The sequence below is a fragment of the Enterobacter sp. BIDMC 26 genome, assembly GCF_000534435.1.
GTDB lineage: Bacteria > Pseudomonadota > Gammaproteobacteria > Enterobacterales > Enterobacteriaceae > Enterobacter > Enterobacter ludwigii.
In genome coordinates, this window is sequence record NZ_KI973182.1 from 4,210,157 (window position 1) to 4,228,312 (window position 18,156).

Annotated in this window: 14 protein-coding genes and 5 tRNA genes; 15 read left to right on the forward strand and 4 right to left on the reverse strand. The window is 53.7% G+C overall.

Going from position 1 to position 18,156, the window contains the following annotated elements; genetic code table 11:
- Window positions 1–2: 2 nt before the first annotated feature.
- Window positions 3–665 (reverse strand): OmpA family lipoprotein, encoded by a 663-nt coding sequence (locus L462_RS03680; RefSeq protein ID WP_014168137.1) that lies wholly within the window; start codon window positions 663–665, stop codon window positions 3–5.
- A gap of 212 nt (window positions 666–877) precedes the next feature.
- Here L462_RS03680 and L462_RS03675 point away from each other — a divergent pair, with 212 nt between their 5' ends.
- A complete protein-coding gene (locus L462_RS03675; protein WP_050595782.1) occupies window positions 878–3,157 on the forward strand; it encodes a molybdopterin guanine dinucleotide-containing S/N-oxide reductase in 2,280 nt (759 codons plus the stop codon).
- Here L462_RS03675 and L462_RS03670 read toward each other — a convergent pair.
- A complete protein-coding gene (locus tag L462_RS03670; protein ID WP_032679358.1) occupies window positions 3,126–3,566 on the reverse strand; it encodes an N-acetyltransferase in 441 nt (146 codons plus the stop codon). The two genes, L462_RS03675 and L462_RS03670, sit on opposite strands and share 32 nt — an antisense overlap.
- Window positions 3,544–4,125: a DNA-3-methyladenine glycosylase I gene (tag, locus tag L462_RS03665; RefSeq protein WP_014168140.1), complete on the reverse strand. Its 582-nt coding sequence runs from the start codon at window positions 4,123–4,125 to the stop codon at window positions 3,544–3,546. Before tag ends, L462_RS03670 begins: the two co-directional genes overlap by 23 nt.
- A 162-nt stretch (window positions 4,126–4,287) precedes the next feature.
- On the opposite strand from tag, the gene L462_RS03660 reads away from it, so the two are divergent.
- The 9 genes from L462_RS03660 (at window position 4,288) to dppF (ending at window position 14,873) form a co-directional block, all read left to right on the forward strand.
- Window positions 4,288–4,986: an autotransporter domain-containing protein gene (locus L462_RS03660; protein WP_032679359.1), complete on the forward strand. Its 699-nt coding sequence runs from the start codon at window positions 4,288–4,290 to the stop codon at window positions 4,984–4,986.
- 238 nt (window positions 4,987–5,224) lie between these two features.
- A complete protein-coding gene (locus L462_RS03655; RefSeq protein WP_025206420.1) occupies window positions 5,225–6,427 on the forward strand; it encodes an L-lactate MFS transporter in 1,203 nt (400 codons plus the stop codon).
- A 261-nt stretch (window positions 6,428–6,688) separates the two neighbouring features.
- Entirely contained in the window at window positions 6,689–8,380 is a 1,692-nt protein-coding gene (gene eptB, locus L462_RS03650) for a kdo(2)-lipid A phosphoethanolamine 7''-transferase (protein WP_032679360.1), read from the forward strand.
- 91 nt (window positions 8,381–8,471) lie between these two features.
- Window positions 8,472–8,548, forward strand: a tRNA-Pro gene (locus L462_RS03645).
- A gap of 620 nt (window positions 8,549–9,168) precedes the next feature.
- Window positions 9,169–10,776, forward strand: coding sequence for a dipeptide ABC transporter periplasmic-binding protein DppA (gene dppA / locus L462_RS03640; protein ID WP_014168145.1), 1,608 nt, complete (start codon window positions 9,169–9,171; stop codon window positions 10,774–10,776).
- 161 nt (window positions 10,777–10,937) lie between these two features.
- Window positions 10,938–11,957: a dipeptide ABC transporter permease DppB gene (dppB, locus tag L462_RS03635; protein ID WP_020882632.1), complete on the forward strand. Its 1,020-nt coding sequence runs from the start codon at window positions 10,938–10,940 to the stop codon at window positions 11,955–11,957.
- A gap of 9 nt (window positions 11,958–11,966) precedes the next feature.
- Window positions 11,967–12,869: a dipeptide ABC transporter permease DppC gene (gene dppC / locus L462_RS03630; protein WP_014168147.1), complete on the forward strand. Its 903-nt coding sequence runs from the start codon at window positions 11,967–11,969 to the stop codon at window positions 12,867–12,869.
- 10 nt (window positions 12,870–12,879) lie between these two features.
- On the forward strand, window positions 12,880–13,863 hold the full coding sequence (dppD, locus tag L462_RS03625; RefSeq protein WP_014168148.1) for a dipeptide ABC transporter ATP-binding protein: 984 nt from the start codon (window positions 12,880–12,882) through the stop codon (window positions 13,861–13,863).
- Window positions 13,860–14,873 carry a dipeptide ABC transporter ATP-binding subunit DppF gene (dppF, locus tag L462_RS03620; RefSeq protein WP_020882631.1) on the forward strand — a complete coding sequence of 338 codons (1,014 nt, stop codon included), beginning with the start codon at window positions 13,860–13,862 and terminating at the stop codon, window positions 14,871–14,873. The genes dppD and dppF overlap by 4 nt, the downstream gene beginning before the upstream one ends.
- A gap of 51 nt (window positions 14,874–14,924) precedes the next feature.
- On the opposite strand, the gene coaA is transcribed toward dppF, so the two are convergent.
- Window positions 14,925–15,875, reverse strand: a complete 951-nt coding sequence (gene coaA / locus L462_RS03615) for a type I pantothenate kinase (RefSeq protein ID WP_025206418.1) — start codon at window positions 15,873–15,875, stop codon at window positions 14,925–14,927.
- 315 nt (window positions 15,876–16,190) lie between these two features.
- Here coaA and L462_RS03610 point away from each other — a divergent pair.
- The 5 genes from L462_RS03610 (at window position 16,191) to tuf (ending at window position 17,935) form a co-directional block, all read left to right on the forward strand.
- Window positions 16,191–16,266: transfer RNA gene (locus L462_RS03610), tRNA-Thr, on the forward strand.
- Window positions 16,267–16,274: 8 nt separating this feature from the next.
- Window positions 16,275–16,359, forward strand: a tRNA-Tyr gene (locus tag L462_RS03605).
- Window positions 16,360–16,475: 116 nt separating this feature from the next.
- A tRNA-Gly gene (locus L462_RS03600) sits at window positions 16,476–16,550 on the forward strand.
- Window positions 16,551–16,556: 6 nt separating this feature from the next.
- Window positions 16,557–16,632, forward strand: a tRNA-Thr gene (locus L462_RS03595).
- Window positions 16,633–16,750: 118 nt separating this feature from the next.
- On the forward strand, window positions 16,751–17,935 hold the full coding sequence (gene tuf / locus L462_RS03590) for an elongation factor Tu (RefSeq protein WP_014168151.1): 1,185 nt from the start codon (window positions 16,751–16,753) through the stop codon (window positions 17,933–17,935).
- Window positions 17,936–18,156 lie beyond the last annotated feature (221 nt).

Genomic DNA, 18,156 nt, shown 5'->3' on the forward strand with positions numbered 1-18,156 from the left:
CCTTACTGAATTGGGCTTAAGGTAATCTCAACGCGACGGTTCTGCGCTTTGCCTTCCGCCGTGCTGTTGCTGGCGATAGGGTTTGCAGGGCCCATGCCGCTGGTGCGGATGCGGTTTGCTGCAACGCCCTGCGTGATCAGCGAGCTGGCCACAGAATCGGCACGCTGCTGAGACAGACGCATATTCAGATCCTGGCTGCCGGTGCTGTCGGTATAACCGATCACATTCACCGCAGTCTTGTTGTACTCTTTCAGCACCATTGCCACGCCGGTCAGGGTGTTCGCCCCTGCTGGTTTCAGCGTTGCGCTGCTGCTGTCGAAGGTGACGTTGTTTGGCATATTCAGGATGATGTTATCGCCGCTGCGCGTTACGCTCACGCCGGTGCCTTTCATTTTGTCGCGCAGTTTTGCTTCCTGCACATCCATGTAATAACCCACGCCGCCGCCCAGGGCTGCACCTGCCGCTGCGCCAATTAACGCGCCTTTGCCGCGGTCTTTCTTGGAGGAGGAGAGTGCGCCCACACCAGCCCCTACCAGCGAGCCGAGACCCGCGCCGATGCCGGATTTACCTGCTTCGCTTTCACCGGTGTAAGGGTTTGTTGTGCAGCCAGAAACAGCCAGTGCACCGCTCACCAGAGCGGCAATAACGAATACGCGTTTTTTCATCTTATTTCCTTAATCCTTTTTATTCTTTGCCACGACGCGCGTAGCAGTTGATTATGACGTCCAGATACGGAGAAAATTCCGGGTATAACTCTGAAATTTGTGACAAACCATAAACTGCCTCACTAAGAAGGCCGTAAAACCTGCACGCAACCAGGAGCGCACGCTTGAGCACCTCAACAAAAACGATTCTGACCGCCGCCCACTGGGGGCCGATGCTGGTCGAAACCGATGGCGAAAATGTTCTGTCGTCTCGCGGGGCATTGCCAACGCAACATCCCAACTCTTTACAGACCGTCGTTCGCGATCAGGTGCACAGCAAAACGCGCGTGCGCTGGCCGATGGTGCGTAAAGGATTTCTGACGTCGCCAGACAAGCCGCAGGGGATTCGTGGTCAGGATGAGTTTGTCCGGGTGAGCTGGGATGACGCGCTGGCGCTGATCCATGCGCAGCACAAACGTATTCGCGACACGTATGGCCCGTCGTCCATTTTTGCCGGATCTTACGGCTGGCGTTCAAACGGCGTGCTGCATAAGGCTTCGACGTTACTGCAGCGCTATATGAGTCTGGCCGGGGGGTATACCGGCCATCTTGGGGATTACTCCACCGGCGCAGCGCAGGCGATCATGCCCTACGTGGTGGGCGGTAACGAAGTGTATCAGCAGCAGACCAGCTGGCCGCTGGTGCTGGAGCACACCGATGTGGTGGTGCTGTGGAGCGCCAACCCGCTCAATACCCTGAAAATCGCGTGGAATGCCAGTGACGAGCAGGGGATCCCGTATTTCGATGCGTTGCGTAAAAGCGGCAAACGCATCATCTGCATTGACCCGATGCGCTCGGAAACCATGGACTTCTTTGGCGACAGCGCCGAGTGGATTGCCCCGCATATGGGCACCGACGTGGCGATGATGCTGGGCATTGCCCATACGCTGGTGGAGAACGGCTGGCACGATACCGGGTTCCTCGCACGCTGTACCACCGGTTTTGACAACTTCGCCGACTATCTGACGGGCACTACAGACGGTATGGCCAAAACGGCAGAGTGGGCGGCAGAGATTTGTGGGGTTCCTGCGACCAAACTGCGTGAACTGGCAGCGTTATTCCACCAAAACACCACGATGTTAATGTCCGGATGGGGGATGCAGCGCCAGCAGTTCGGTGAGCAGAAACACTGGATGCTCGTGACGCTGGCCGCCATGCTCGGGCAAATTGGTACGCCGGGCGGTGGGTTTGGTCTCTCTTATCATTTCGCCAATGGCGGCAACCCGACCCGCAAAGCGGCAGTGCTGGCTTCTCTGCAGGGCTCGGTTCAGGGCGGTGTGGATGCCGTGGATAAAATCCCGGTGGCGCGCATTGTTGAAGCCCTGGAAAACCCGGGCGGGTTTTATCAGCATAACGGTCTGGATCGCCACTTCCCGGATATCCGGTTTGTCTGGTGGGCCGGTGGCGCGAACTTTACTCATCACCAGGACACGAATCGCCTGATCCGCGCCTGGCAGAAGCCAGAACTGGTGGTTATCTCAGAATGCTTCTGGACCGCCTCAGCCAAACATGCCGATATTGTGCTGCCGGCGACCACCTCGTTTGAGCGTAACGACCTCACCATGACCGGTGACTACAGCAATCAGCATATGGTACCGATGAAGCGCGTCGTAGCGCCGCGTGATGAGGCGCGTGATGATTTTGAGGTGTTTGCTGAGCTGAGCGAGTTGTGGGAAACGGGGGGGCGCGAGCGTTTTACCGAGGGCAAAACGGATTTGCAGTGGCTGGAGACGTTCTACCAGATTGCAGGTCAGCGCGGGGCCCCGCAGGGCGTGACGCTGCCGCCATTTGCACAATTCTGGGAAGCGAACCAGATTATTGAGATGCCGGAGAGTGAACAGAATGCGCAGTTTGTTCGCTTCGCCGATTTCCGCCGCGACCCGGAGAACCATCCGCTGAAAACCGAGAGCGGGAAGATTGTGATCTACAGCGAGCGTATCGCCCAATTTAAGTATGCCGACTGTCCGGCGCATCCAACGTGGCTTGAGCCGGACGAGTGGCACGGTAATGCCCAGCCGGAACAGCTGCAGGTGTTATCGGCCCATCCTGCCCATCGCCTGCACAGCCAGCTTAACTATTCATCACTGCGCGAGCGGTATGCGGTTGCCGGACGGGAGCCCGTGACCCTGAACAGCGCAGATGCACGCGCGCGTGGGATCATTGACGGTGACGTGGTTCGCGTCTGGAATCAGCGTGGCCAGGTGCTGGCAGGGGCGGTAGTGAGCGACGGGATTAAACCTGGCGTTATCTGCATTCACCAGGGGGCATGGCCAGACCTGGAGCCGAGCGAAGGCGGTATTTGTAAAAACGGTGCAGTAAACGTTCTGACCAAAGATCTCCCCAGCTCGAAGCTGGGGAATGGCTGCGCGGGGAACACGGCGCTGGCCTGGGTCGAGAAATATCAGGGACCCGAGCTTACGCTCACGGCGTTTGATCCGCCTGCCAGCTCATGATCCACGTTGGGTGCTGAGTGTCATCCTGCCAGGCGCTGTCTTCAATGCGAAAACCCTGTGCATGATAGAAATTCACCGCCCGGACATTTTTCTGGTAGACCTCCAGGCTTAAATACGGGAAGCGCTGTTGAACATGGTTCAGCAGCGCACGCCCAATCCCCCGACCAATAAAATCAGTTGAGACAAACAGCGCGCCTACAAACTGGGACTGCATGACGCTGATAAAGCCGCGCAGCATTCCATCCTCTTCCCATACCCAGGTTTCGGCGGCGGGCAGGTAAACATCCCGCACCATACCTTCGTTCTCTTTCCAGTAGCTTGCGCTGATAAACGGGTGCGCCTCCGTGGTGCTTTCAAGCCACAGACTCAGGAGTGGCCCGGCATTATCACTTTCCCATTTGCGGATCATGGTGCCTCCCTGGATGACAGACGCAGCCGGTAACGTGGTCGTTGACCAGGCCACAGGCCTGCATAAAGGCGTAACAGATGGTGGAGCCGACAAATTTAAAGCCGCGTTTTTTCAGTGCCTTAGAGAGCGCATCCGACGCCGGGGTGGAGGCCGGGATTTCCGCGAGCGTGGCGGCCTGGGTAATTTGCGGCGTATTGTTCACAAACGTCCAGACAAATTCTGAGAACGGTTCTCCGTTTTGCTCCATCGCCAGATAAGCGCGCGCGTTACCAATGATGGCCTGGATCTTACCGCGATGGCGGATGATGCCTGCATCCTGGACCAGCCGTTCCACATCGTCCTCGGTCATGGCAGCGACGGCGACCGGATCGAACTGATGGAAAGCATTACGATAGTTTTCCCGTTTCTTAAGCACCGTAATCCATGACAAGCCCGCCTGTTGACCTTCCAGGCAGATCATCTCAAAAAGCTTTTTCCCTTCTGTCTCCGGTACGCCCCATTCCCGATCGTGATAGTCGATATAAAGCTGATCCTGGCTTACCCAACCGCAACGCTGCATCGGTTATCTCCCTTAATGAAACGGTTATCGCAAAATTTTCATTCTGTCAGGCTTGACGTGTCTACTATAAAGACAATAGTTAATACAGGGCCATATGCTCGCAAAACTCTTCCTAAACAATGACAAATATCGCCGAATTCGGCTCTCTCTGGAGTCGCTTTGATGATGATAAAAAAAATCAGTGGTCGCCATGCTGTTTCTGGCCTGGCGGGGATTTCAGCCTGTCTGTTTTTTTGTAATACAGCATTTGCCTGGCAACAGGAATATATCGTTTCAGACGCCCAAAGTAATACGGCGGAACGCTATACATGGGATGCGGATCACCAACCGCGTTATGAGGATATTCTCGCCGAGCGGATTCAGTCCTCACAAAATGCCCCCGGACTTGCGCTGAGTTTACCGTCGGGTTCCACGCCGGCAGGGGCCATGAGCGTGGGCTGGAATATTCCGGTGTCAGGGCGTATCACGACCGGTCCGGTGATGGCATGGCGTTATGACGGCACGGCACCGATGATGATCAACGAATTTGGTGACAGCGCGACGACGCAGGGGCTTACCGACCCACTCTGGCATGCCAGCGTCAGCACGCTCGGCTGGCGCTTGGATACACAGTATGGCGAGCTTCGCCCGTGGGCGCAGATAAGCTATAACCAGCAGTTTGGTGAAAACCAGTGGAAATCCCAGTTTGGGATGCCACAGACACCTGCACCGACACAAAGCGGCAACTGGATGGATGTAACCGTCGGAACGGATATTCCGTTTAACACGCATATGGCGGCCTATGCGTCGCTGGCACAAGGGGAATACACCACCACCGGTGAGGAGTTTATGTACACCCTGGGCGTGAGCGCTAATTTTTAAGGTTGTTACTTTTTTAAACGTGCCGATAACATCCTGAATACAATAGCCGTGGGGGTTGTAGCGATAGCAGTCACTAACACGCTGTCGCTTCATTCCCCGGCAAGGTCATTCATTCCCGATTTATGGCATTTCATTCCATTCCTCCTGCATTTCATGCCGTTTTACCCCAGGCATATTAAGGTTTTGTTTATCGTTGTCCTCAGCGAATTCCCTTACTTTCTCTTGCAGGACAACTGCCATGAACACATCAACTTACAACCGTACGCGCTGGCTAACGCTTTTTGGCACCATCGTGACCCAGTTTGCACTGGGGTCGGTCTATACCTGGAGCCTGTTTAACAGTGCGCTTTCCGATAAGCTTGGTGCACCGGTCAGCCAGGTGGCGTTCTCCTTCGGCTTGCTGAGCCTCGGGCTGGCGCTTTCATCTTCCGTCGCGGGAAAATTGCAGGAGCGATTCGGCGTGAAGCGGGTGACGATGGCATCCGGTATCTTGTTGGGCGTGGGCTTTTTCCTGACGGCGCATTCCAGCAACCTGATGATGCTGTGGCTGAGCGCCGGGGTGCTGGTGGGACTTGCCGACGGTGCAGGTTATCTGCTGACCCTGTCAAACTGTGTGAAGTGGTTCCCGGAACGTAAAGGTTTAATCTCTGCGTTTGCCATCGGGTCCTATGGCCTGGGGAGCCTCGGTTTTAAATTTATCGATTCCCACCTGCTTGCTTCCGTGGGGCTCGAAAAAACGTTCATGATCTGGGGCGCTATCGTTCTGGTCATGATCCTGTTCGGCGCCACGCTGATGAAAGATGCGCCGCAGCAGGAGGTGAAAACCGTTAACGGTGTGGTGGAGAATGATTTCACCCTCGCGCAGTCTATGCGTCAACCACAGTACTGGATGCTGGCGGTCATGTTCCTGACAGCCTGCATGAGCGGTCTGTATGTGATTGGGGTGGCGAAAGATATTGCTCAGGGAATGGTGAAGCTGGATGCGGCAACAGCGGCGAATGCGGTCACCGTCATCTCCATTGCCAACCTCTCTGGCCGTCTGGTGCTCGGGATTCTGTCTGACAAAATTGCCCGTATCCGCGTGATTACCATCGGGCAGGTTGTCTCGCTGGTGGGGATGGCGGCGCTGTTGTTTGCCCCACTGAACGAAGCCACGTTCTTCGCCGCAATTGCCTGTGTGGCCTTTAATTTCGGCGGCACGATTACAGTCTTCCCGTCGCTGGTCAGTGAGTTCTTCGGCCTGAACAATCTGGCGAAAAACTATGGCGTTATCTATCTGGGCTTTGGCATCGGCAGTATTTGCGGCTCGTTAATCGCCTCGCTGTTCGGTGGGTTCTATGTGACCTTCTGCGTGATATTTGCTTTGCTGATAATCTCGCTGGCCTTGTCGACCACTATTCGCCAGCCGCAGCGTGAAGTCTTTAACGAAGCGCATGCCTGACGACAACAAAAAAAGGCCGGTTATCCGGCCTTTTTATTATCTTAAAAACTGAGGCTTAGATGAAAACGTCGGTTTCAGGATTTGCTTTTTTGTAAATAACTGCACCGATCACATTCTCTGTTGCCACTTTTTCCCATCCCTGTGGTCTACTTACCACGCTTGTAGACGTTTCTGATTAACGATCCCCTGAGCGTATATCTAATCTGCCTACTTTTAATACCGAGTGGGCGGTGGTACCGTCCCTTTTTCCGGGTAGCTTGCATGAAATACATTAAATCGATGGCGCAACAAAAGCTCTGCTTTTTGCTGGCGTTGTACATCGGCCTGTTTATGAATGGCGCAGTTTTTTTCCGTCGGTTTGACGGGTATGCGCACGATTTTACCGTCTGGAAAGGAGTTGCAGCGGTTGTCGAATTGGTCGCTGCTGTACTGGTCACCTTCTTTTTATTCCGGGTTCTCACCCTGTTTGGCCGCCGCGTATGGCGAGTACTGGCAACGTTTATTGTGCTGTGCTCCGCTGGTGCCAGTTATTACATGACTTTTATGAACGTTGTCATTGGCTACGGCATTATTGCTTCGGTGATGACGACGGATATAGATCTCTCTAAAGAGGTCGTTGGTCTGCACTTTATTCTCTGGCTGGTGGCAGTCAGTACCTTGCCTCTGCTGCTCATATGGAGCAACCGCTGCCGGTACACGCTGGTACACCAGATTCGCACGCCGGGGAAACGTTTCAGAAGTGTCGCGATTGTGCTGCTCGCTGGGTTGATGGTCTGGGGGCCGATTCGCCTGCTGGAAGTGAAGCAGAAAAATTATGAGCGTACGTCTGGCGTGGACATGCCAAGCTACGGTGGTGTGGTTGCAAATTCTTATTTGCCGTCAAACTGGATTTCCGCACTGGGGCTGTATGCCTGGGCACAGGTGGACGAATCCTCTGATAACAAATCGTTGTTGAACCCGGCAAAGAAATTTACCTATGACGCGCCAAAAGATATCGATGATACCTATGTCGTCTTTATCATTGGTGAAACGACACGCTGGGATCATATGGGCATTCTGGGTTATGACCGTGATACCACGCCTAAACTGGCTCAGGAGAAAAACCTGGTTGCCTATCGCGGTTACTCCTGTGATACCGCCACCAAGCTCTCCTTACGCTGCATGTTTGTGCGCGAGGGTGGAGCGAGCGATAACCCGCAGCGAACACTGAAAGAGCAAAATGTCTTCTCGGTGCTTCACCAGCTCGGCTTTACTTCCGCTCTGTATGCAATGCAAAGCGAGATGTGGTTCTACAGTAACACCATGGCGCAGAACATTGCCTATCGTGAGCAAATCGGTGCGGAGCCACGTAACCGTGGCAAGTCTGTCGATGATATGTTGCTGATTGATGAGATGAAGCTCTCTCTTAATGGGAATCCTGATGGTAAGCATATGATTATTCTGCATACCAAAGGATCGCACTTTAATTACACCCAACGTTATCCGCGTAGCTTTGCCAGGTGGACGCCGGAATGTATTGGTGTGGATAAAGACTGTACCAAAGACCAGTTGATTAACTCTTTCGATAACTCAGTGTTGTATGTGGATCACTTTATCGATTCGGTGATTGACCAGGTACGCGATAAGAAAGCAATTGTGTTCTATGCAGCGGATCACGGTGAGTCAATTAATGAATTTGAGCACCTGCATGGTACGCCACGTAATATGGCTCCTCCGGAACAGTTCCGCGTGCCCATGATGGTGTGGATGTCGGACAAGTACCTGGAAGACCCGGAGAAAGCGAAGATGTTTGCCCACCTGAAAAAAGAGGCAGACATGAAGGTGCCGCGTCGTCACGTTGAGCTGTACGACACCATTTTGGGTTGCCTGGGTTATACCTCTCCTGACGGCGGTATCAACGAAAATAACAACTGGTGCAAACTCCCTGATAGCAAGGCGAAAGCCGCGCAGTAACGCGTCTGGCGAGAATATCGCCAGTTGAAGGGCTTTTTTAATTTAAGGGATTGACGGGGGCGCACCTCAGCAGTAAGATGCGCTCCGCATTCGGCGAGTAGCGCAGCTTGGTAGCGCAACTGGTTTGGGACCAGTGGGTCGGAGGTTCGAATCCTCTCTCGCCGACCACATTTAAAGAAGGGCTAACCGCAAGGTTAGCCCTTTTTGCATTAGCAGCTTACTCATCCTGATTCACCAAAACGCCCCTTATCCCGCCTTCTTCCTGTCTGTTAACGATTTTGTGACATAATCCATTGTATTTTTTTATATATAGATTGATCTTTTTTCGCGTTGCTTATGGATAACCTCAGCATTTTTCGCTGTGCGTTTTAACGTTCGCGGTATTTAGTGCTCAGATAATCACCGTTCTGCAAGAAAATTTACCCGATCTGAATAAAAGTTAATCACTGATTGTTGCGAAATATGAAGATAATTGTGCTGCAACATAGCGAGTAGCATAAATTTCCCTGCTGAAAACTGGCATACATAGTTTTTTTAATCTTTGTTTGCGGTTTCTCACACTCAGCGTAAATCCCCGTCACCTGTATTGACGTTTTCACATTCTGTTGACAGATTGTAGGGCATGAGGGGCATTTCAGGGACGATCTGCGCTGCAACTCAAACGCTCTTCTGAAAGGATTCTCCATCCCTTAAACGCCTTCGGGCATCACCGACCGGACCGGGTAAAAAATAAATAAAGGTCTGGCGGCGTAACACAACAAAGCAAAACATCACATTGGAGCAGAATAATGAGTATTTCCTTGAAGAAGTCAGGGATGCTGAAGCTTGGTCTGAGCCTGGTGGCTATGACCGTGGCAGCAAGCGTACAGGCAAAAACCCTGGTTTACTGTTCTGAAGGCTCGCCGGAAGGCTTTAACCCACAGCTCTTTACCTCTGGTACGACTTACGACGCAAGCTCTGTGCCTATCTATAACCGTCTGGTTGAATTCAAAACCGGTACCACGGAAGTGATCCCAGGTCTGGCGGAGAAGTGGGACGTCAGCGAAGACGGTAAGACCTATACCTTCCACCTGCGCCAGGGCGTGAAGTGGCAGGACAACAAAGAATTCAAACCAACGCGCGATTTTAACGCCGATGACGTTGTGTTCTCCTTCGACCGTCAGAAAAACGCTCAGAACCCGTATCACAAAGTGTCTGGCGGCAGCTATGAATACTTCGAAGGGATGGGCCTGCAGGACCTGATCGCTGAAGTGAAAAAAGTGGACGATAAAACCGTTCAGTTCGTGCTGACGCGTCCGGAAGCACCATTCCTGGCTGACCTGGCTATGGACTTCGCCTCTATTCTGTCTAAAGAGTACGCGGACAACATGCTGAAAGCCGGCACCCCGGAGAAAGTGGACCTGAACCCAATCGGTACCGGTCCGTTCCAGCTTCTGCAGTACCAGAAAGATTCCCGTATTCTGTATAAAGCCTTCCCGGGCTTCTGGGGCACCAAGCCGCAGATCGACCGTCTGGTCTTCTCCATCACGCCTGATGCTTCTGTGCGTTACGCAAAACTGCAGAAAAACGAATGCCAGGTCATGCCATACCCGAACCCGGCTGACATCGCGCGCATGAAGCAGGATAAAAACATCAACCTGCTGGAGCAGGCTGGTCTGAACGTGGGTTACCTCTCCTTCAACACCGAGAAGAAACCGTTTGATGACGTGAAAGTCCGTCAGGCGCTGACCTACGCGGTGAATAAAGAAGCGATCATTAAAGCGGTCTATCAGGGCGCGGGTGTTGCCGCCAAGAACCTGATCCCACCAACCATGTGGGGCTATAACGACGACGTTAAAGACTACACCTACGATCCTGAGAAAGCGAAAGCGCTGCTGAAAGAAGCAGGCCAGGAGAAAGGCTTTACCGTTGAGCTGTGGGCGATGCCAGTACAGCGTCCGTATAACCCGAACGCACGCCGTATGGCTGAAATGGTTCAGGCTGACTGGGCTAAAGTGGGCGTTCAGGCCAAGATTGTGACCTACGAGTGGGGCGAGTATCTGAAGCGTGCAAAAGCGGGTGAGCATCAGGCGGTGATGATGGGCTGGACCGGTGACAATGGGGATCCGGACAACTTCTTCGCTACCCTGTTCAGCTGTGCAGCCGCGAAAGACGGTTCTAACTACTCTCGCTGGTGCTACAAGCCGTTTGAAGACCTGATCCAGCCGGCGCGTGCGACCGACGATCACAACAAACGTATCGAGCTGTACAAACAGGCTCAGGTTGTGATGCACGATCAGGCTCCGGCTCTGATTGTGGCTCACTCCACCGTGTACGAACCAGTGCGTAAAGAAGTGAAGGGCTACGTGGTTGATCCACTGGGCAAACACCACTTCGAAAACGTCTCTGTTGAATAATAAGTAGGGTGTTCTCCCTCTCCTTCACGGAGAGGGCAGGGATGAGGGCGTGCATGCATTCCCTCACCCTAATCCTCTCCTGAAGAGAGAGGGAATTTACATTTGTGAGCAATACAGACGTCACGCCAACTGGTTGTACGTCATCAGAGAGAATCCGGGTTATGTTGCAGTTCATCCTCCGACGTCTGGGACTTGTTATCCCCACGTTTATCGGTATCACCCTTCTCACTTTTGCCTTCGTCCATATGATCCCCGGCGACCCGGTAATGATTATGGCGGGCGAGCGTGGTATTTCACCTGAACGCCATGCACAGCTGCTGGCTGAGCTTGGCCTGAACAAACCACTGTGGCAGCAATACCTCAACTATATCTGGGGCGTGTTGCACGGTGATTTAGGGATTTCGCTGAAAAGCCGTCTTCCGGTGTGGGACGAGTTCGTGCCGCGTTTTAAAGCGACACTGGAGCTTGGTGTCTGTGCCATGATTTTCGCCACTGCGGTGGGTATCCCTGTTGGGGTCCTGGCTGCCGTGAAACGTGGCTCTATTTTCGACCATACGGCTGTTGGCCTGGCGCTGACGGGTTACTCCATGCCTATCTTCTGGTGGGGCATGATGCTGATCATGCTGGTCTCGGTGCAGCTAAACCTGACGCCGGTCTCCGGACGCGTCAGCGATATGGTCTTCCTGGATGATACGAATCCTCTGACCGGTTTCATGCTGATCGATACGGCTATCTGGGGCGAAGAGGGTAACTTCATTGATGCGGTGGCACATATGATCCTGCCTGCGATGGTGCTCGGCACCATTCCTCTGGCGGTAATCGTGCGTATGACCCGTTCTTCAATGCTGGAAGTGTTGGGTGAGGATTACATTCGCACCGCACGCGCCAAAGGTCTGACGCGTATGCGCGTCATTATCGTTCACGCCCTGCGTAACGCCATGCTGCCGGTGGTGACCGTTATTGGTCTGCAGGTGGGGACGTTGCTGGCGGGGGCGATCCTGACCGAAACCATCTTCTCCTGGCCGGGCCTCGGACGCTGGCTGATTGACGCACTGCAACGCCGTGATTATCCGGTAGTGCAGGGCGGGGTATTGCTGGTCGCGACGATGATTATTCTCGTCAACCTGCTGGTCGATTTGCTCTACGGCGTGGTGAACCCGCGTATTCGTCATAAGAAGTAAGGGGCCATCATGTCACACGTTTCTGAAAATAAAGTGGTTACTGCACCGGTTCCCATGACGCCGCTGCAGGAATTCTGGCACTACTTCAAGCGCAACAAAGGCGCGGTGGTGGGGCTGGTTTATGTCTCTGTCATGATCCTGATTGCGGTGTTTGCCAACGTGCTTGCACCGTATAACCCGGCGGATCAGTTCCGTGATGCGTTGCTGGCACCGCCAGCATGGCAGGACGGCGGTAGCCTGTCGCACCTGCTGGGTACCGATGACGTGGGCCGCGATGTGCTGTCGCGTCTGATGTACGGTGCGCGTCTGTCGCTGCTGGTCGGCTGCCTGGTGGTCGTGTTGTCGCTGGTTATGGGGATCGTACTCGGTCTGGTTGCCGGCTACTTCGGCGGCATTATCGATAACATCATCATGCGTATCGTCGATATCATGCTGGCGCTGCCCAGCTTGCTGTTGGCGCTGGTACTGGTGGCGATTTTTGGTCCGTCGATCAGTAACGCCGCGCTGGCATTAACCTTCGTGGCGCTTCCCCACTATGTGCGACTCACACGTGCGGCGGTGCTGGTGGAAGTAAACCGCGACTACGTAACGGCCTCCCGCGTGGCGGGTGCTGGCGCGATGCGTCAAATGTTCGTCAACATCTTCCCGAACTGCCTGGCGCCGCTGATTGTTCAGGCGTCGCTCGGTTTCTCTAACGCCATTCTTGATATGGCCGCTCTTGGCTTCCTGGGCATGGGTGCGCAGCCACCAACACCGGAGTGGGGCACCATGCTCTCCGATGTGTTGCAGTTCGCCCAAAGCGCCTGGTGGGTTGTGACCTTCCCGGGTCTGGCAATCCTGCTGACGGTGCTGGCATTTAACCTGATGGGTGATGGCCTGCGTGATGCACTTGATCCCAAACTGAAGCAGTAAGAGGCACGAGATGGCGTTATTAAATGTAGATAAATTATCGGTGCACTTCGGTGACGAAGGCACTCCGTTTCGCGCCGTGGACCGCATCAGCTACAGCGTAAATCAGGGCGAAGTGGTCGGTATTGTGGGTGAGTCGGGTTCCGGTAAGTCGGTCAGTTCACTGGCCATCATGGGGCTGATTGATTATCCCGGCCGTGTGATGGCCGAAAGTCTGGAGTTTAACGGTCAGGACCTGCAGCGTATCTCCGAAAAGCAGCGCCGCCAGCTGGTCGGTGCGGAAGTGGCGATGATCTTCCAGGACCCGATGACCAGCCTGAACCCTTGTTACACCGTGGGATTCCAGATTATGGAAGCCATCAAAGTGCACCAGGGCGGGAATAAGAAGACCCGGCGTCAGCGTGCGATCGATCTGCTAAATCAGGTCGGTATCCCTGACCCAGCATCGCGTCTGGACGTTTACCCGCACCAGCTCTCCGGTGGGATGAGCCAGCGTGTGATGATCGCCATGGCGATTGCCTGTCGGCCAAAACTGCTGATTGCGGATGAACCGACAACGGCACTGGACGTGACTATCCAGGCGCAGATCATCGAGCTGCTGCTGGAACTGCAGCAGAAAGAGAACATGGCGCTGGTGCTGATTACGCATGACCTGGCGCTGGTGGCCGAAGCGGCGCACAAAATTATCGTGATGTATGCAGGTCAGGTGGTCGAGACTGGCCATTCGCACGATATTTTCCGCGCGCCGCGTCACCCTTATACGCAGGCGCTTTTGCGTGCGCTGCCGGAGTTTGCCCAGGACAAAGCGCGCCTGGCATCACTTCCGGGCGTCGTACCGGGTAAATATGACCGACCGCAGGGCTGCCTGCTTAATCCGCGTTGTCCGTATGCTACAGACAAATGTCGTGCAGAAGAGCCAGAGCTCAACCTGCTTGCTGACGGTCGTCAGTCGAAATGCCACTACCCACTCGATGATGCCGGGAGGCCAACACTATGAGTACGCAACAGGCCACCACGCAACAACCGCTGTTGCAGGCTATCGACCTGAAAAAATACTATCCGGTGAAGAAGGGGCTGTTTGCGCCTGAACGCCTGGTGAAAGCGCTGGATGGCGTCTCCTTTACCCTTGAACGCGGCAAAACGCTGGCGGTGGTCGGTGAGTCAGGCTGTGGCAAATCGACGCTGGGTCGTTTGCTGACGATGATTGAAGTCCCCACCGGCGGTGAGCTCTATTATCAGGGACAGGACCTGCTCAAGCACGATCCGCAGGCGCAGAAACTGCGCCGTCAGAAAATCCAGATTGTGTTCCAGAACCCGTACGGATCGTTGAACCCGCGTAAAAAAGTGGGACAGATTCTGGAAGAGCCCCTGCTGATTAACAGCAATCTGAACAAAGAGCAGCGTCGTGAAAAAGCGCTGGCGATGATGGCGAAAGTGGGCCTGAAAACCGAGCATTACGATCGTTATCCGCATATGTTCTCTGGCGGCCAGCGCCAGCGTATCGCGATTGCGCGTGGTTTGATGCTCGACCCTGACGTGGTCATCGCCGATGAGCCGGTATCTGCCCTCGACGTTTCTGTGCGTGCGCAGGTGTTGAACCTGATGATGGATCTGCAGCAGGACATGGGGCTGTCGTACGTGTTTATTTCGCACGACCTGTCGGTTGTGGAGCACATTGCCGACGAAGTGATGGTGATGTATCTGGGGCGCTGCGTGGAGAAGGGGACAAAAGAGCAGATCTTTACTCATCCTCGTCACCCGTACACCCAGGCGCTGCTGTCTGCGACCCCGCGTCTGAACCCTGACGATCGTCGTGAGCGTATCAAACTGACGGGTGAATTGCCCAGCCCGCTGAATCCGCCTCCAGGCTGTGCATTCAACGCCCGATGCAGTCGCCGCTTTGGCCCGTGCACCCAGTTGCAGCCACAGCTCAAGGATTATGGCGGTCAGCTGGTTGCCTGCTTCGCGGTCGATCAGGATGAGAATGGCGAAAAGCCGATGGCGTAATCCATCAATAAAAAAAACCGGCGCTAAGCCGGTTTTTTTATGTCTGCGTGATTACTTGCGCAGACGGATCTGGTCGACAGCGTGTTTCTCACTCTTGGTGAGGATCAGGCTGGCGCGCTCACGTGTGGGCAGGATGTTCTCTTTCAGGTTCACGTAGTTGATCTCATTCCACAGCCCTCGCGCCACATTAATGGCTTCTTCTTCAGAAAGCTGGGCGTAGTGATGGAAATAGGAGTCAGGGTCGGTGAACGCCCCTTCACGGAACTTCAGGAAGCGGTTGATATACCAGTTCTGCAGCAAGTCTTCCGGCGCATCGACATAAATAGAGAAATCGACGAAGTCAGAGACAAACACATGATGGGGATCGTGAGGATAATCCATCCCGCTTTGCAGGACGTTTAACCCTTCGAGGATCAGGATATCCGGCTGAACCACCGTTTTGTCTCCACCCGGGATGCGATCGTAGATCAGGTGCGAATAGACCGGAGCCGTCACGTTAGGCGCGCCCGATTTCAGGTCAGAGACAAACTTCACCAGACGGTGCATATCATAAGAGAGCGGGAAGCCCTTCTTCTTCATTAGCCCGCGTTCCTTTAACACCTCATTCGGGTGCAGGAAACCGTCAGTGGTGATGAGCTCCACGCTGCGGTGTTCTGGCCAGCGGCTCAGTAACGCCTGCAATACACGTGCGGTGGTGCTTTTACCGACGGCCACGCTGCCTGCAATGCTGATGATATAAGGAATGCGTTGGCCGTTCGTCCCGAGGAACTGCTCCAGCACCGCCTGACGGCGCAGGTTGGAGCTGATATAGAAGTTAAGCAAGCGCGAGAGTGGTAAATAGATTTCTGCCACTTCTTCCAGCGACAGATCTTCGTTTATCCCCTTTAACCGTGCGATTTCGCCTTCCGTCAGCGTCATCGGGACGGAGTCACGCAGTGCAGCCCACTGACTACGGTTAAACTGAAGATAAGGTGTCATTAACGTTTGCTCTTTTTTGCTCATAAGCATGCTTCAGTGAGCCAGCACAACACAGCGCGTCCGGGCTCAACGTAGTTAATTTTGGACAATGGGCAGGAGGTTAACACCAGATGACAGGAATAATAAGAAAAAATATGGGGAAGCGATGCTTTACGCGGGAGTCATCACGATACGGTATAAGTGGTGTAAATCGGGCGCTGATGTTGAATTTTTGACCTTGAGTGGATGAATTTACAGCGGTTAACCCTGGTTTCGAATAAAATGTGAGCGAAAGAACGTTTTATGCAATTTTTTAGTTGCATGACTGCGCATGTCTCCATAGAATGCGCGCTACTTGATGCCGACTTAGCTCAGTAGGTAGAGCAACTGACTTGTAATCAGTAGGTCACCAGTTCGATTCCGGTAGTCGGCACCATCAAGTCCGGTGGGGTTCCCGAGCGGCCAAAGGGAGCAGACTGTAAATCTGCCGTCACAGACTTCGAAGGTTCGAATCCTTCCCCCACCACCACTTTCTGGCAGCGTTAAGCCGCCGGAGCTGGTTTGAAAATTGAATCAGCTCGAACCTAAAAAGAGAGAAATCTCTTTTTTTGTTACAGAAAGAACTGGGTAGCCGAGTTTCAGGATGCGGGCATCGTATAATGGCTATTACCTCAGCCTTCCAAGCTGATGATGCGGGTTCGATTCCCGCTGCCCGCTCCAATACGTGCTGATATGGCTCAGTTGGTAGAGCGCACCCTTGGTAAGGGTGAGGTCCCCAGTTCGACTCTGGGTATCAGCACCACTTCACTTCTCCTTCCCGTTTCTCTCTGTTTCAATTTTACTGTATTCAACAATTCAGGCATTTCGCCTGGTTGATGTGGTGATATCACCGATTTATCCGTGTCTTAGAGGGACAATCGATGTCTAAAGAAAAGTTTGAACGTACAAAACCGCACGTTAACGTCGGTACTATCGGCCACGTTGACCATGGTAAAACAACGCTGACCGCTGCAATCACTACCGTTCTGGCTAAAACCTACGGTGGTTCTGCTCGTGCATTCGACCAGATCGATAACGCACCAGAAGAAAAAGCTCGTGGTATCACCATCAACACCTCTCACGTTGAGTACGACACCCCGACTCGCCACTACGCACACGTAGACTGCCCAGGCCACGCCGACTATGTTAAAAACATGATCACCGGTGCTGCGCAGATGGACGGCGCGATCCTGGTTGTTGCTGCGACTGACGGCCCTATGCCTCAGACTCGTGAGCACATCCTGCTGGGTCGTCAGGTAGGCGTTCCTTACATCATCGTGTTCCTGAACAAATGTGACATGGTTGATGACGAAGAGCTGCTGGAACTGGTAGAGATGGAAGTTCGTGAACTGCTGTCTCAGTACGATTTCCCAGGCGACGACACTCCAATCGTTCGTGGTTCCGCGCTGAAAGCGCTGGAAGGCGAAGCAGAGTGGGAAGAGAAAATCATCGAACTGGCTGGCTTCCTGGATTCTTACATCCCAGAACCAGAGCGTGCGATTGACAAGCCGTTCCTGCTGCCAATCGAAGACGTATTCTCCATCTCCGGTCGTGGTACCGTTGTTACCGGTCGTGTTGAGCGCGGTATCATCAAAGTTGGCGAAGAAGTTGAAATCGTTGGTATCAAAGAGACTGCTAAGTCTACCTGTACTGGCGTTGAAATGTTCCGCAAACTGCTGGACGAAGGCCGTGCTGGTGAGAACGTAGGTGTTCTGCTGCGTGGTATCAAACGTGAAGAAATCGAACGTGGTCAGGTACTGGCTAAGCCAGGCTCAATCAAGCCACACACCAAGTTCGAATCTGAAGTGTATATCCTGTCCAAAGACGAAGGCGGCCGTCATACTCCGTTCTTCAAAGGCTACCGTCCACAGTTCTACTTCCGTACAACTGACGTGACCGGTACCATCGAACTGCCAGAAGGCGTTGAGATGGTAATGCCAGGCGACAACATCAAGATGGTTGTGACGCTGATCCACCCAATCGCGATGGACGACGGTCTGCGTTTCGCAATCCGTGAAGGTGGCCGTACCGTTGGCGCGGGCGTGGTTGCTAAAGTTCTCGGCTAATTGCTGATAACATTTGACGCAATGCGCAATAAAAGGGCATCATTTGATGCCCTTTTTGCACGCTTTCAGATCAGAACCTGGCTCATCAGTGATTAAATTTGTCATAATCATTGCTGAGACAGGCTCTGCAGAGAGCGTATAATCCGAAAAGCGAATTAGCATTTCGATTTGGTTTGCCTCGCAATCGCGGGGTGAAAATGTTTGTAGAATACTTCTGACAG